The sequence below is a fragment of the Sphingobacterium nematocida genome, from assembly GCF_900168125.1.
Classification (GTDB): Bacteria; Bacteroidota; Bacteroidia; order Sphingobacteriales; family Sphingobacteriaceae; genus Sphingobacterium; species Sphingobacterium nematocida.
Genome location: NZ_FUZF01000034.1, coordinates 1 through 15,011, shown reverse-complemented (window position 1 = coordinate 15,011; position 15,011 = coordinate 1). Strand labels below are relative to the sequence as shown.

Sequence of the window (15,011 nt, the reverse complement as noted above, 5' to 3'; positions counted from 1 at the left end):
CGATAATAACATAATCCAGAGTATGAGTAGGAAAGCGAACTGTTGGGATAATGCCGTAGCGGAGAGTTTCTTCAAATCTTTAAAGGCAGAGATGGTCTACCATAGAAGGTTTATGGATCAGCACTCGGCTAAATTAGAGGTGTTCGGATATATAGAAGGTTTTTATAACACTAAAAGAACACATTCGGCTTTAGGTTACAAAACACCTAGGCAAATGGAAGAAATGCTGTTGGGTAAAGAAAGATTAGCAGCATAAAAAAAGTCTCTCATTTTTAGTTGCAGTTCCAATACGATGGCTTTTGGAGATGGCGGTAATGATATTGAAATGCTTAAATACGTGAAGTATGGAGTTGCTATGGGGAATGCCCGTCAGGAGGTAAAGGATATTGCCTATCACATCACGGGCGAAGTCGATGAAGCAGGAGTAGTACAGGCGCTAAAGTACTTTAACCTGCTACAGGAAGAAGATGGATTGATTACACTTTAGTATAATAGGATCATGAAGAAAGACAGATATGAGAACAGTAGAACGCTTTTTCTGAAGGCAGCAACGGTTATTCCTGGGGGAGTGAATTCTCCTGTTCGGGCATTTAATAGTGTGGGCGGGAATCCTGTTTTTGTGAAAAAAGGAAAAGGCGCCTACCTGTACGATGCGGATGATAATACCTATATAGACTATGTGAATTCTTGGGGAGCCCTCCTGTTTGGCCATGCTTTCTTTCCAGTTGTCGGTTCCATTCAGCAACAAGCACTGTTAGGTACTTCGTATGGTATTCCTACAGAAGCGGAGATAGAACTGGCAAGATTATTTGTCGATGCTGTACCTCATGTGGAGAAGGTTCGCTTTGTCAATTCAGGGACAGAAGCAACGATGAGCGCTATTCGACTTGCGCGCGGATTTACAGGAAGGAGTAAGATTATCAAATTTGTTGGCTGTTACCATGGTCATGCCGATTCTTTCTTGGTTGCTGGAGGCAGTGGACTGTCTACATTGGGGATTCCCGATTCGGCGGGGGTGCCACAGGGAGCAATAGCGGATACTTTATTGGCTGATTTCAACTCGCTAGATAGTGTCGCGCTTTTGTTTGAGCAATTTCCAGAAAGTATTGCAGCAGTAATTGTCGAACCAGTAGCTGGTAATATGGGGTGTGTGGCACCATCGCAAGGCTTTTTGGAAGGTTTACGTAAACTTTGTTCCCGGTATCAGGCTTTATTGATCTTTGATGAAGTAATGACCGGGTTCCGTCTGGCACGGGGAGGAGCGCAGGAGTATTTTAAGGTAGAAGCCGATCTGGTGACCTTTGGAAAAATTGTCGGAGGCGGATTGCCAGTCGGTGCATTTGCTGGTAAAAGTCATATTATGGATCAGTTAGCACCCTTGGGGCCTGTTTATCAAGCAGGGACACTCTCCGGGAATCCTTTAGCGATGTCGGCAGGAATACAGATGCTGAAACGGATCAATAAGGATGAAGCGTTGTATCGCAGGATTCAACATAAGACTTCTTATCTGGAGGAAGGGTTGAAATCCGTATTTGAGGAATTGCAGATTCAGGTCTGTATCAACAGTGTAGGTTCTATGATTTCTCTGTTTTTCAATAGCGATGTGGTGACGGATTATGCATCAGCCCAAGGTGCAGATGCAGGTATATTTCGTGCGTTTTTCCATGGTATGCTGGAGCAAGGGATTTATCTTCCGCCTTCTCCATTCGAGTCCTGGTTTTTGTCCGATGCCCTTACGCAAGAAGACCTGGATTATACTATTGAAGCAGCGCGTACAGTGTTAACGGGGCTTATAAAAAATAAAATAACAACAGCGTCTGCGCTAAGCTGGACTAGGTGATTTTGCCTGAACTGTCATGGCAAATTGATCCACACATGGCGTATCTTTGGGTAACAAAAGTTGATCTACTAAAACGAAGATCTTAAGGTCAGGTGACTGATTGGAAGGTAAAGGTTTGCAAGACCTTTTATAATGGTTCGAATCCATTCCTGACCTCTTCTTTTCCAAAGCCATATAGCCCCGGCCTGGGTTGATTCTAAATCATATTCTTTAAAACGAGTAATTATACTTTATGGCAATGTCAAGATTTTATCCTTTACTTTTTAGTTGTTTACTGTTGTACACCCCGCAGGTTTCCAAAGCACATGTCATGCTCCCTACCTCTTTTTCATTCCGTGACATGGATTGGATAACCTGTATTGGGGTTGTATTGGTTTTATTTCTGTTTATCGTCACGACTTTACTCTATAAGTATATCAATCGGTACTGGCAGTTGCTGCAAGGCCGCCTGCATCGAGATGAAGGTTATGGGAAACGTTTGGATGAGTTGATACGGGATAGCAATGCCGAACAGGTCAGTCGATTATGGAGTGTAATTAGTCAATTGGTTAAAAATAAACGAGTTGGAGTCGTTCTTTTCTTTCTGTTGGGAGCAGTGCTACAGGCTAGAGCACAGTTTTACGAAAAAGTAGATGATCTGGATTTGCTCAGTCAGGGTGGTGTATTAGTGACGATGGTTCTGGTAGCGATTCCACTTGTTGTCGCGATTATCCTGCTGATTGTACAGATTAGGAAGCAGGTGCGGCAGTCCATCCATATGGGGACAAAGAAGGAAGCGGAAGAACTCGCCACCTATATGCGAAAACAGGATGACGTAGATGCTGCTGTTTTTGAGAAGCGGATGGGCGCACTTCACTACCGACTTTCGGATCAGGAGCTGAGTGGGGATGCGACAATATCTGATGAAAAAGGACTGTTGCAGAGCCGGGATTTGGAGAATCTTCCTTTTGTGGCCAAAAAGCGAAAAGCACTCCCTAGGCCTAAAATAGATGCTTCAAGTTCCAGATTGATACAGTGGTTTATCGGTACGGCTACATTTTGGCTGTTATTTGGTACGACTGTAGGTGAATATCTGGGTATCAAGTTTATTGCGCCCGATGCTGAAGCTATAAGCTGGCTTAGTTTTGGACGGCTACGTCCAGTACATACCAATGCGGTTTTTTGGGGTTGGTCATCTTTGGGGATGATTGGGTTGGGCTATTATATCGTTGCCAAAGTGAGCAATGTGCAGCTACAGAAAGTCAATTGGGGATGGTACTCGTTGATATTAATCAATGCATCCGTGTTGTTTGGTAGTCTCAGCCTGATGGCGGGGATAAACAATGGAGGCGGAGAGTATCGTGAGTATATCTGGCCCATCATGCTGCTGTTTGCTTTGGGATTGGCTTTTACCTTAGGTAGTTACCTCAAAACAATAGCAAAAAGAGAAACCAAAGAAATCTATATATCCAATTGGTATATCGTTTCGGCTGTATTGTTCATTTCTATCGTTGCCGTGGTAGGCTATCTTCCTTCTTATCAGGATGGATTGGGCGAGACCATTATTCAAGGTTACTATATGCATCAGGCCGTAGGGATGTGGTTTATGTTATTTACCTTAGGGATTGTCTATTATTTTCTGCCCCAACAGCTCAATCGTCCTATCTATTCATATAGTCTAGGGATACTGGCTTTTTGGACGCAGATTCTTTTCTATACGCTGATCGGTACGCATCATTTTGTTTTCAGTGCTATTCCTTGGTGGTTACAGACTGTGGCAATTGTAGCCAGTGTAGGTATGGTGATTCCCGTAGCTGCGGGTACCACCAACTTTATCATGACTTTTCGGGGCGCTTGGCATAAGGTGAAAGATAGTTATTCCCTTCCTTTTTTTGTGGTAGGTATTGTTTTTTACTTTACGGGTTCTATGCAGGGAACAGCTGAAGCCTTCCGGTATACGAATCTACTTTGGCATTTTACTGACTTTACCGTAGCACATTCCCATATGACGATGTATGGTATTATTGCCTTTCTACTGTGGGGCGGTATCTATGCCCTGCTTCCTCGTCTTACGGGAAAGGAATCTGGACAGGCCGCTATAGGTGCTCATTTTTGGTTGGCATTAATCGGTCTGATGATTTATTCGGTCTCCCTGATGTATGGAGGGACATTGCGTGGTTTGGCATGGATGGAAAATGTGCCATTTATCGATAGCGTGACCCTGATGATGCCTTATTGGCTGTGGCGTGCAATAGGTGGTACTTTAATGTGGGTTTCCCATATCGTCTTTGCATATAATGTATTCCAGATGATGGCTGTAAGTGAAGAAGAGAAACCTCTTGTGGATCAGGTTGTCGCTCATCTAGAAAAGGAAAATGTCGAAAAATAACTAAAGGAGGAAGCTAAAAAATGGAAATTTTTAATAATCATAAAAAGCTATTTACAACGGCTACGGTTTTATTTCTTTTACTTACTGTTGTTATTGCTATTGTGCCGGCATTTGATAATCAGATGAATAACGGTCCTTTGCTGGATGCTCAACCTCTGAGTGAAAATGCAAGAAAAGGTAGGGATCTCTACATATCCAATGGTTGTGTGGCGTGCCATAGTCAGCAGGTACGTAATGTGCATATGGATAAAGTGTGGGGCAATAGACCATCCACAGCTGCCGATTATGCATTGAGCACGCGGGTGGATACCTGGCGAAATACAGCAACATTGATGGGGACCGAACGGACGGGGCCCGACCTGACGGATGTGGGAAATAGGCAGCCTAGCTTGGATTGGCATCTCCTACATTTATATAACCCGCGTCTGGTTGTTAAGGAGTCTATTATGCCGGCTTATCCTTGGCTTTTTGCATATAAAGAGGTTTTGGAAGAAGGGGATATTGCGGTAAATGTGCCTATGGCTATGCGGAAAGGAAATAAGAGGGTGGTGGCTACCCAAGAGGCGCTATATCTTGTCGCTTATCTGCAGGAGTTGAAGCAGGCTCCATTACCCGAGGCGGCAACTACGCCATCTTTTCTCTATAAACCCGAAGAGAAATCGGGAGCTACGGAGTCAAAAGCAGATGATGGCCTGTTGGACGGTCAGGTACTGTATGCGGCCAATTGCCAATCCTGCCATCAGGCTTCGGGCGAAGGCTTGGCAGGAGCATTTCCTCCGCTGAAAAACAGTAGGATAGTGCTCAGCAAAGACCTTAAGCTTTATGTGGATATTATTATGAACGGTTATGATTCCAGACCCGAATATAGTGCGATGCCTGCGGTGGGGCATAATATGGGCTGGACCGAGAAAGAAGTAACTGCGATTATAAACTATGAACGTAATAGTTGGGGCAATAAAGCGCCCAAAGTGAGCGAAGAAGAGGTTAAAGAAGTTATGGAGTATTTAAAAACACAAATGAAGTAATGAACAAGTTAAGAAGTATACTCGTTATTGCGTTCTGCGTAATACAACAAACGGTGTGGGCATGCCCGGTCTGTGATAGGCATCAGCCCAAGATATTAAGGGGTGTGGTGCATGGGTCGGGACCTGATAGCCAGTTTGATTATTGGATTATAGGTGCGGTAGCTATGATTGTGCTGGCTACACTTTTTTTCTCCATTAAATGGCTGATTCGTCCCATGGAAAAGGAGCGTACGCATATCAAGAGGGTGATAATCAATGAAGTGGATGTTTAAAGTGCATAGAGATGGAAGCTAAAAGCAAAATATACATATTTATGGATGAGGAGGTGAGTCCTCTAGCGGTAGTGACTGCACCTATTCATATCGATATCGATACTCGCAAACTAGTTGATGGCCAGCATAGTTTGAAATTGGTCAGTAAAGATCCCTCTGGTAAGGAAGGAATACGGATTATTCCTTTTGAGGTACGTAATGGTCCAGCGATAGCGGTGGAGGGTATTCAGGAGAATGCTGTTGTCGATGGTGTAGTGCCTATTATGATTAATGCCTATGGTAAAGGGGATCAGAAGTCTTTTCTGATATCCGGTAGTGAGACTCCACAGACCATTCCGTTTTGGGTGTGGATTTTGCTTATTTGCTTTATTGCCTGGTCTTTGTATTATCTGGTCCGCTATATGAATCTCCCGGTTGTGGAGGCGCTGTGAGTATACTGGATCAGTAGCTATTGCACATTCTGTACTAGCAATACCATCCATTTGAAGCTTACTTTTGCGGAAAATAATAACAGAACTTCGTATTTAACTTAAAACTTTTACGCATGATGGAATTAGACAACTTTATTTTTGATCTTATCGCAAAAGAGCAGGACAGACAGATGAAAGATCTGGAACTCATAGCTTCAGAGAACTATGTAAGCCCGCAGGTAATGCAGGTCACAGGTTCTGTATTGACCAATAAGTACGCCGAAGGATATCCTGGTAGGAGGTATTATGCCGGTTGTGAGGTCGTAGATCAGGTAGAACAGGCAGCTATAGACCGTATAAAGAAGGTATTTAATGCCAGTTACGCCAATGTACAGCCGCATTCCGGTTCCCAGGCCAATGCTGCAGTGCTGTCGGCCTGTCTTAAGCCGGGTGATAAGATACTCGGATTTGATCTGGTGCAAGGTGGGCATCTCACACACGGAGCCTCGGTCAATTTTTCAGGCAAGTTATACAAAACCAGTTTCTACGGCGTCGATAAAGAAACTGGTTTTTTAAATTATGACCGGATCCAAGAGATTGCCTTGCAGGAACGGCCCAATCTGATCATAGCAGGAGCTACGGCTTATTCCCGTGATATCGACTATCAGCGATTTAGAGCGATAGCGGATAGTGTAGGAGCGTTGTTATTGGCAGATATTGCGCATCCAGCGGGGCTTATTGCTAAGGGATTACTGTCTGATCCAATCCCACATTGTCATGTGGTGACCAGTACAACCCATAAAACTTTACGTGGACCACGTGGAGGAATAATATTAATGGGTGCTGACTTTGAGAACCCCTTCGGGCTCCGAGATAATAAGGGGAATATACGGATGATGTCTTCACTTTTAGATGCTTCGGTTTTTCCTGGGAATCAGGGTGGTCCATTGATGCATATCATAGCAGCTAAAGCAGTTGCTTTCGGCGAGATACTTACAGCAGAGTATGATAGCTATATCAAACAGGTACAGAAGAATGCCAAAGCCTTTGAAAAAGCCCTTCGTTCCCGCAATTTTGATATGGTATCCGGTGGTACAGATAACCATTTGCTGTTAATCGATCTTTCTAGTTGGTCTATATCTGGACGGGAGGCCGAATTGGTTCTGAATAACGCAGGTATTACCTTGAATAAGAATATGATTCCGTTTGATACGAAATCAGCGTTGCAGACTTCTGGCATCCGGGTTGGAACACCAGCGATTACTACACGGGGATTGCTAGAAAAGGACATGGAGACCATTGTCGATTTGATGGAGGAAGCACTGCGTAGCAAAGACGATGCAAATAAGTTGCAGAGTATCAAAGAGAAGGTAAGTAATTGGATGTTGGAGTATCCTTTGTATTAAACATAGAGTTTACCCGTCCTTGCGAATGTAGCGAAGCAATCTCATTGTTAGTATGAGATTGCTTCACTTTATGTTATTCCGCTATCAATGAAAGATTTGCAAACTATGTCGTCATTCCGAGCGAAACGTAGTGTAGTCGAGGAATCTAAAAGCTATACATGACTCCTATATAGTCCATAGGCCTCTCCACAAGGTCGAGAGCCTGTCCCGATTTATCGGGATGACGTTACTTTTACTATCATTAGATCTTCTCTGTGTTTGTTAAAAAACTTATCTCTCGCAATGACGATAGCTATATCCGTCCTTGCGAACATAGTGAAGCAATAAAAAAAATACTTTGCTAAGCCAATCTTGCTTTTGCCAGAATATCAGCGAGCGCAATAATTCCCTCTTTTATCTGTTCTTCGGATACCGAACCGTACCCTATACGAAGTCCTTCATACCCATCATGTTCGTAATAGTTGGAAGGATGTAAGATGGAAATTGATTTTTCCTTTAGTCTGTCAAATACCATAGTCCAGTTAACGGGGTATTTAGGACAGATCCAAAAGGCAAGTCCGCCTTGGGGGATATGGTAGGTAACCTGTGTAGCGAGATGTTCGTCCAGCATTTTTACCATAAATCCCTGTCTGGATTGATAATGGAGTGTAGCTTTTCGGATATGGCGTTTTATCGTGCCGTCTTTTATGAGTTCAAGAACAGCTTGTTCCATAATACTATCACCTTGAATGTCTATAATACGACGTAGATCGATGATACTATCCAGCAGCTTTTGGTTTTTAGTGGCGAGATAGCCTATTCGAAGAGCAGGTGCAACGACCTTACTTAAAGTGCCTATATAGACTACATTCTCCAGTTCGGAGAACGCCGAAATGGGCTGTAATGGACGGTATCCAAAATGGAACTCATAGTCATAATCATCCTCTATTATGGTAAATTGATATTGATTGGAGAGGCTGACCAACTCTAACCTACGCTGCAAACTCAGGGTCACTGTCGTCGGATATTGCCGGTGGGGAGTGAGGTATATCGCCTTTATTTTCGGGTTAGAAACGAGATGTGGTAGGATGTCTTCGACGACAATTCCATCTTCATCTACAGGAATATAAATCAGATTTGCACCCGCTTTTTCAAATGTTTTCCAGGCTGAACTATAGCCTGGTGACTCGACGATCACATAATCTCCTGGTTGTAATAAGCATTGCGATACTAAGTACATGGCCATTTGGCTTCCCCGGGTGATGCAGAGTTGGTTTTCATGGAGTTGCATGCTGCGTTCTAGATTTAACATGCTTGCAATGGCTTTTCTAAAGTCTAGATTACCATTTGTTTCTGAATATCCCATCATTTTCCAACGGGCGTTGCGTTTGAAAATCTGGCGGTAGGCCCGTCCCAATTGATCTACAGGAGCAATTTTGCTATCAGGATGGCCATCATCAAAAGGGATATGTGCAGGTAGTTGTGGCTCAGTACTAATGCCGCTTTCCGATTGTAAGGATTTTGATTTGGAAGAAATCGGGAGATTGTGCGAAACAAAGGTTCCTCTTCTTTCCTGGCTGGTTAACCATTCTTCATTAAGTAATACCTGAATAGCTTCAATAACGGTATTTCTGTTGACTTGTAGGCTGTTAGCAAGCGTACGACTTCCCGGTAGGGCGGTGCCTTTGGGAAGGCGGCCTGATTTGATGCTTTCGATTATAATATCCGCTATCTGCAAATAGATTGGTTTTGTAGACGATTTGTCTATTTCGATATCAAGTGTCCAGGGTCTTAACATGTCGTGTCAGATTTAAATTTCCTACTGGTCCAAAGATACGATTGTTTGTAGATGTTTTCTATACCAGATAGACAGTAGGGATGTTGTTTGTTTTATTTAATTTATTGTTTTTGAGTGTTTTGTGTTTTGTTTGGTGCTTTTGGTCTGTTGCTTTAAAGCGAAACTGGACTAGTTGGATTGTCGAATTTAGATGGAATTTCGTATTTCTAAAAGATGATCGTTAGATCTCTAGTGTGTAGTTTTAAATTTTATCATCGTATGAACCCATTTGCCGTATTTCAGAAGTCCAATATTCATATTGTAAGCGCTAAAGGTAGCTATGTATATGACGAAGGTGGACGAGCTTATTTGGATATGTATGGTGGGCATGCCGTTATTTCTATAGGGCATGCACATCCACATTATGTCAACACGTTACGACAGCAATTGGATCGTATCGCTTTCTATTCCAATGCTGTGGAGAATAAGTTACAAGACCGCTTGGCGCTGGAGTTGGGGGAGCAGTCCGGTTACCCAGATTACAGTGTATTCTTTTCTAATTCCGGAGCTGAAGCCAATGAGAATGCTATAAAAATGGCTTCTTTTCATACCGGAAGGAGTAAGGTACTGGCGATGTCTAATGCTTTTCATGGACGGACCTCTGCAACAGTAGCAGCTACTGATATTGGTTCTATGCGTGCGCCGATCAATGAAAATTTCAATTTTATTTTTACGCCTTTTAATGATATTTCCAGCCTAAGAAAGCAGTTGGAAACAGAGGTTTTCTGTGCCGTTATTATCGAGGGAATACAGGGGGTCGGTGGTATACATATAGCGGATGACGCCTTCCTGAATGACGTACGGTCGGCCTGTGATGACACGGGTACGCTGCTTATATTGGATGAGATACAGTCTGGATATGGGCGATCAGGGCGTTTTTTTAGCCATCAATATGCAGGGATAAAACCTGATTTGATTACGGTAGCGAAAGGAATTGCAAATGGATTTCCTATGGCTGCAACCTTGATATCCCCCTCGTTTAAACCTGTTTTAGGGCAATTGGGGACGACTTTTGGAGGTAATCATCTGGCTTGTGCAGCCGCCTTGGCGGTATTGGAGGTCATGAAAGACGAGAAGTTGCTTGATAATGTGATTGTGGTAGGCGATTTTCTTCGTGAGGAACTGAAAAAACTAGCTGGGGTACAGGAAGTCCGTGGTCGGGGATTGATGATCGGGGTTGAGTTTGAAAAAGATATAACAGCATTGAGGGATAGTCTTTTGTATCAAGAAGGGGTATTTACAGGATATGCTGGGAATTACACACTGCGGTTGTTGCCAGCGTTGACTTTTAGCCTGGAACAGGCGCAGGTGTTTCTAGAAAAACTAAAAAGAGCATTAAGAAATGAAGGATAAAGAAGCTAAAATAGTGAGTATACAGAGCCTGGTGTCAACAGGATATGTAGGGAATAATATGGCTATGTTTGCTGCCCAATTGCACGCATCTGATATCTGTATGCTCCCTACGGTGGTACTATCCTCGGCTACTGATAACCCCGATTATAGGGGTGATGTGGTTTCGGTAAACCTCTTTTCGGAACTGGTGATAGGCGTAGATTTGGGGTTGGATAAGGCGAGTTGCCATTATTTTATGACAGGTTATATCTCTGCTATCCCCCTTATCGATACTACTGCTGAATGGATTTCTTCCTGTAAGGATAGTCGGTGTGTGGCTCATTATATCTATGATCCTGTCTTTGGTGATTTCCGTACTTCTGGGCTATATCTATCCGAAGAAGCGGTTGCACATTCCCTAAAAAAGCTGCTTCCTCTATGCGATATTATGACCCCAAACCACTTCGAAATGGAGTATATATTGGGCGGTAAATTTGAAACTCAAGAAGAATTAAGCGAATTATTGGCGGATTTTCCGGAGTTAAAAGAGAAGAAAATCATCGTTACAGGAGCCCATTTACGGGATACGCCGGAGGGATATTTGGAGAATTTGCTCGTTATTGATGGGCATATCCAGCGGTTTATGGCGGCTCGTATACCTATAGAAGCCGTGGGAACAGGGGATCTTTTTACCGCATTGGTGACTGTAATAATGAAGAATGGACGGACGATTTCGGAGGCAATAGACTATGCCACGGAGTTTATTTCGGCGGTTTTGAGTCGGGTAAATAGGCGTGATTCGAACGAAATAAGAGCAGAAGATCTGCTCTATGCAAAGGAGAAAATGGATGTTTTACAAATTTATAAAGGAGGTAAAGAAGATGAAAATTCATAAGGAAGGAAGAGGTTCTATAGGAGTCGCGGTAGGTGTTTATGTGTTGTTAAATCTGTTGTCATTTTATTTTTTTTACGGGATTTCGCCTCTTATCAGTTGGTCGATTTTACTGTTGAGCACGGTCCCATTCGGTCTTGTAATTTACTTTTTTAGGATCCCTTTTCGACATCATGCGCATAGTGATGATTGGGTAATTGCTCCTTGTGATGGCAAGGTCGTGGCTATTGAAGAGGTGGAGTGTGACGAATATTTTGAAGGTAGGAGGATTCAGGTTTCTATATTTATGAGTGTGCTAAATGTGCATGTCAACCGGTACCCTATTGGTGGAAAAGTGATCTATAAAAAGTACCATCCGGGGAAATATCTTTTTGCATGGCACCCCAAATCGTCTACCGAAAATGAACGTTATACGACGGTTCTGCAACATAGAAATGGGAAGCTTATTTTGGCAAAACAGATTGCTGGAGCTCTAGCAAAACGTATCGTAAATTACAGCGAAGAGGGGATGGGAGTAAGGCAAAATGAGGAGCTGGGATTTATCAAGTTTGGGTCTCGTATGGATGTGCTTTTGCCGTTGGGTACGGAGGTGCTGGTGAAGCTGGGAGATAGACCTAAGGGGGGAGTTACACCTATCGCCAAGTGGTGAATTTAATGTTAATCTTTTTATTTATGTTTTTAATGTTAAATGTCTGATTATTTTGTTGTTGATTTTTATATTATTGTTTTGTTAACAAATTTTCAATGCGTTTAACGTGTTTTAAGCCATTTATGCTTTATTTTTCCCTCTAAGTCTTGTTTTTTATATCAAGTTTTAGTTTTTGTTTAATTTGTTAATTGCTTCTGTATTAAAGAGTGACTTTATGTCATTGCGAAATTCGTAATTGTATTTTAAGCTTGTTTTGAGGTCTGCTTTTAGAGAAATGGCTTAAGGTGAGTGCTTACTCTCTTTTGTGGTTTTTGAACCATTTTTTTGTTGTAAGAAGAGTTTTAAAGAGCTGGAAATTGAGTGTAATTCTAATGCTTTTTTTTGACTTTTACTGAGAGGTTATTGGAGGGGTAGTGAAGCCTGTACGTCACCTCGATTTCTCTGAACCAAATAGGTTTAAAGATATCGCTTTTAGATCCCTCCACTACGGTCGGGATGACGGCATAGTTATAGAAGTGAGAAGGAAGAAGTAGCAAACGACGTCACCTCGACCCTGCGGAGAGGTCTACAAACTGTATAGGATTAATTGAAAGTATTCCAGGGACTGCTTCACGTTGTTCGCAGTGACGAGAGCGTTTACTTTTCAAAAACCCTCATTCGGATTTTTAGAAACAGGGATGGATTGTTGGGTGTTGGTTTTTCAAAAATGAAGTCCCGAAAAGAGGAGGTGAAAGTGGTAGGTCAAGTGAGAAACTGGTAAAAAGAAAAAGGTTTTCAAACGGGGAGAATGAAAACCTTTTGTAACCAATTATAAACCTAAATTATGATACCACAAAGATAGTGTATGTTTTACACTTGTGCAAGTGTTTTTTAATTTTTTTTAATAATGTATTTTCTGGGGTTTACTTAAAATCTCTGGAGGGGAACAGTTCACCTTGGATTCCATTTGTGTTTGTTTTGTCCGTAGCTGTTTTCTCTTTGCTCGAAGTTGATTTCTGTATGGAGCCTATATCGCGGCTTCGGGTTTTGATGGTCAAGAGATGGTTCATGTTATGGCAGGATTCTACGACGACATGGATGACCTCTCCTTCGATTTGAAGCTTACCGGTGACGAGTAGCAGTTGGGATTGTAAGATGACCTTACGGTAGGTTTCAAAAGTCTTGGCCCATACCACAAGATTTGAAAATCCGGTTTCGTCCTCGATCGTTATGAAGAGGACGCCTTTGGAGGTGCCCGGTCGCTGACGAACCGTAATCAGTCCGCAGACTTTTATCCACATGCCATCGCGGATGTCGCTGAGTTTGGCGGAGGGGGTGACATGGAGGGCATCCAGATTTTTTCGGGCAAAGCTTACCGGGTGTGCCTTTAGTGAAAGTGTGGTGCTCGCATAGTCGGCCATGACATGTTCCATCGGTGACAGGATAGGTAGTGCTACTGCGGTTTCGAAAGTACTGTTCGAAGGCTGTCCCGTAAAGGCTCCCGTTGGATGGTCTGCTAAAGCCGCGACCTCCCAAAGCGCCTGCCTTCGGTCTAGCCCTATGGAACGAAAAGCATCTGCATCACTCAGTTTTTCCAGAGCACTTAAGGCGACGCCGGTTTCGAATATCGAATTGACAGATTTATAAGCCTTCTGACGGCCTTTTGTTAAAAGGTGAGCATCTGCTTCATCCAATCCTTTTACTTGTCTTAAACCGAGTCTTAATGCGTAATACGACCCCGTTAACTCTTCTAGTGTGTTGTTCCATTCCGAATGGTTGATATCTACAGGTCTAACCTGCACCCCATGCTTACGTGCATCGATGATAATCTGTGCCGGAGAGTAGAAGCCCATGGGTTGACTGTTGAGCAAAGCGGCTGCGAATACGTCGGGGTAATAACATTTGATGTAGGAGGAGATATAGACGAGTAGCGCGAAGCTGGCGGCATGACTTTCAGGGAAGCCATAACTTCCGAAACCTTCCAGTTGTCGGAAGACGCGTCTGGCAAATTCTTCTTTGTAGCCGTTGTTGACCATTCCCTCTACGAGCATGCGTTCGTACTCGGCTACTTTTCCTTTGGACTTGAATGTTGCCATGCTCCGACGGAGACCATCGGCCTGTGCAGGTGTAAAGCCTGCGGCGACGATTGCGATTTCCATTGCCTGCTCCTGAAACAAAGGGACACCTAAGGTTCGTTTCAGAATAGCTTCTAGTTCGGGCGAAGGATAGTCTTCGGCTTCTTCTTTATTTCTTCTTCTCAGGTAGGGGTGCACCATGTCTCCTTGGATCGGTCCCGGGCGTACAATGGCGACTTCGATAACTAGGTCGTAGAATTCCTTTGGTTTCAGTCGGGGCAACATGGACATCTGGGCGCGGCTTTCAATCTGGAATACGCCCAGTGTATCGGCATGGCTAATCATTTCATATACATTTTTATCCTCTTGAGGTACATTAGCTAGGGTCATCTCTTTCCCGTAATGCTGTTTGATTAAATCGAATCCTTTACGGATGCAGGTGAGCATGCCCAAGGCGAGTACATCTACTTTGAGGAAACCTAGAGCTTCGATGTCATCCTTGTTCCACTCGATGTTGGTACGGTCTTCCATTCGTGCATTCAAGATGGGGCACAGTTCGGCCAGGTTGTTTTGGGTGATTACAAAACCGCCTGTGTGCTGGCCGAGTTGCCGCGGAAAGCCGATGTAGGTTTCTGGAGTTGCTACCTTTAATGCGAGACAGATTTAATAAGTAATTATAAATTTGTAGAGATGCATAGAAAATTTGATGATTCATTTAAGATAATGGCGGTCGATTTGAGCGTTGTTAAAGGTTCAGTAGCAGAAGTTGCAGGCGAATTGGATATTGATCCCAGTTTACTTAGTAAATGGCGCAGGAACCCACGTTACAATGGTAATAAGGTTCTCCCGGACAATCCTAAGATAAGCCCCGAGGAACAGGAACTGAGGGTTTTGCGTAAGCGACTTAAAGATGCGGAGTTAGAGCGTGATATTCTAAAAAAGGCCAT

Annotated in this window: 14 protein-coding genes and 1 pseudogene; 12 read left to right on the top strand and 3 right to left on the bottom strand. The window is 43.2% G+C overall.

Going from position 1 to position 15,011, the window contains the following annotated elements:
* The 8 genes from B5X76_RS21420 to B5X76_RS21385 form a co-directional block, all read left to right on the top strand.
* Positions 1-256: integrase core domain-containing protein (locus B5X76_RS21420; RefSeq protein WP_139375446.1), on the top strand; the 256-nt coding region annotated here is incomplete at its 5' end.
* A 36-nt stretch (positions 257-292) separates the two neighbouring features.
* Complete coding sequence (locus B5X76_RS21415) at positions 293-487, top strand: HAD family hydrolase (RefSeq protein WP_079645960.1); 195 nt, start codon at positions 293-295, stop codon at positions 485-487.
* A 12-nt stretch (positions 488-499) separates the two neighbouring features.
* On the top strand, positions 500-1,840 hold the full coding sequence (gene hemL, locus B5X76_RS21410) for a glutamate-1-semialdehyde 2,1-aminomutase (protein WP_079645959.1): 1,341 nt from the start codon (positions 500-502) through the stop codon (positions 1,838-1,840).
* Positions 1,841-2,078: 238 nt separating this feature from the next.
* Positions 2,079-4,208 (top strand): cbb3-type cytochrome c oxidase subunit I, encoded by a 2,130-nt coding sequence (locus tag B5X76_RS21405; RefSeq protein WP_245801110.1) that lies wholly within the window; start codon positions 2,079-2,081, stop codon positions 4,206-4,208.
* Positions 4,209-4,228: 20 nt separating this feature from the next.
* Positions 4,229-5,233: a cbb3-type cytochrome c oxidase subunit II gene (locus B5X76_RS21400; RefSeq protein ID WP_079645957.1), complete on the top strand. Its 1,005-nt coding sequence runs from the start codon at positions 4,229-4,231 to the stop codon at positions 5,231-5,233.
* The gene (locus tag B5X76_RS21395; RefSeq protein WP_079645956.1) at positions 5,233-5,505 is read left to right on the top strand and encodes a hypothetical protein; all 273 of its coding nucleotides are present in this window, start codon (positions 5,233-5,235) and stop codon (positions 5,503-5,505) included. Before B5X76_RS21400 ends, B5X76_RS21395 begins: the two co-directional genes overlap by 1 nt.
* An 11-nt stretch (positions 5,506-5,516) precedes the next feature.
* The gene (locus B5X76_RS21390) at positions 5,517-5,936 is read left to right on the top strand and encodes a cytochrome C (RefSeq protein ID WP_079645955.1); all 420 of its coding nucleotides are present in this window, start codon (positions 5,517-5,519) and stop codon (positions 5,934-5,936) included.
* 116 nt (positions 5,937-6,052) lie between these two features.
* Positions 6,053-7,321: a serine hydroxymethyltransferase gene (locus B5X76_RS21385; RefSeq protein ID WP_079645961.1), complete on the top strand. Its 1,269-nt coding sequence runs from the start codon at positions 6,053-6,055 to the stop codon at positions 7,319-7,321.
* Positions 7,322-7,661: 340 nt separating this feature from the next.
* On the opposite strand, the gene pdxR is transcribed toward B5X76_RS21385, so the two are convergent.
* The gene (pdxR, locus tag B5X76_RS21380) at positions 7,662-9,098 is read right to left on the bottom strand and encodes a MocR-like pyridoxine biosynthesis transcription factor PdxR (protein ID WP_079645954.1); all 1,437 of its coding nucleotides are present in this window, start codon (positions 9,096-9,098) and stop codon (positions 7,662-7,664) included.
* A 258-nt stretch (positions 9,099-9,356) separates the two neighbouring features.
* Here pdxR and B5X76_RS21375 point away from each other — a divergent pair, with 258 nt between their 5' ends.
* Genes B5X76_RS21375 through B5X76_RS21365 form a run of 3 tightly spaced genes read left to right on the top strand, consistent with a single transcriptional unit; the run spans position 9,357 to position 12,010 of the window.
* Positions 9,357-10,490, top strand: a complete 1,134-nt coding sequence (locus B5X76_RS21375; protein ID WP_079645953.1) for an aspartate aminotransferase family protein — start codon at positions 9,357-9,359, stop codon at positions 10,488-10,490.
* Positions 10,480-11,364, top strand: coding sequence for a PfkB family carbohydrate kinase (locus B5X76_RS21370; RefSeq protein WP_079645952.1), 885 nt, complete (start codon positions 10,480-10,482; stop codon positions 11,362-11,364). The genes B5X76_RS21375 and B5X76_RS21370 overlap by 11 nt, the downstream gene beginning before the upstream one ends.
* Complete coding sequence (locus B5X76_RS21365; RefSeq protein ID WP_079645951.1) at positions 11,351-12,010, top strand: phosphatidylserine decarboxylase family protein; 660 nt, start codon at positions 11,351-11,353, stop codon at positions 12,008-12,010. Before B5X76_RS21370 ends, B5X76_RS21365 begins: the two co-directional genes overlap by 14 nt.
* A 902-nt stretch (positions 12,011-12,912) precedes the next feature.
* Here B5X76_RS21365 and B5X76_RS21360 read toward each other — a convergent pair.
* Both B5X76_RS21360 and B5X76_RS22485 read right to left on the bottom strand, forming a co-directional pair.
* Positions 12,913-14,511 carry a helix-hairpin-helix domain-containing protein gene (locus B5X76_RS21360; protein WP_245801109.1) on the bottom strand — a complete coding sequence of 533 codons (1,599 nt, stop codon included), beginning with the start codon at positions 14,509-14,511 and terminating at the stop codon, positions 12,913-12,915.
* An 18-nt stretch (positions 14,512-14,529) separates the two neighbouring features.
* Positions 14,530-14,688: pseudogene (locus B5X76_RS22485) on the bottom strand (hypothetical protein); the annotation flags it as partial.
* 66 nt (positions 14,689-14,754) lie between these two features.
* Here B5X76_RS22485 and B5X76_RS21355 point away from each other — a divergent pair.
* Positions 14,755-15,011: transposase (locus tag B5X76_RS21355; protein ID WP_139375445.1), on the top strand; the 257-nt coding region annotated here is incomplete at its 3' end.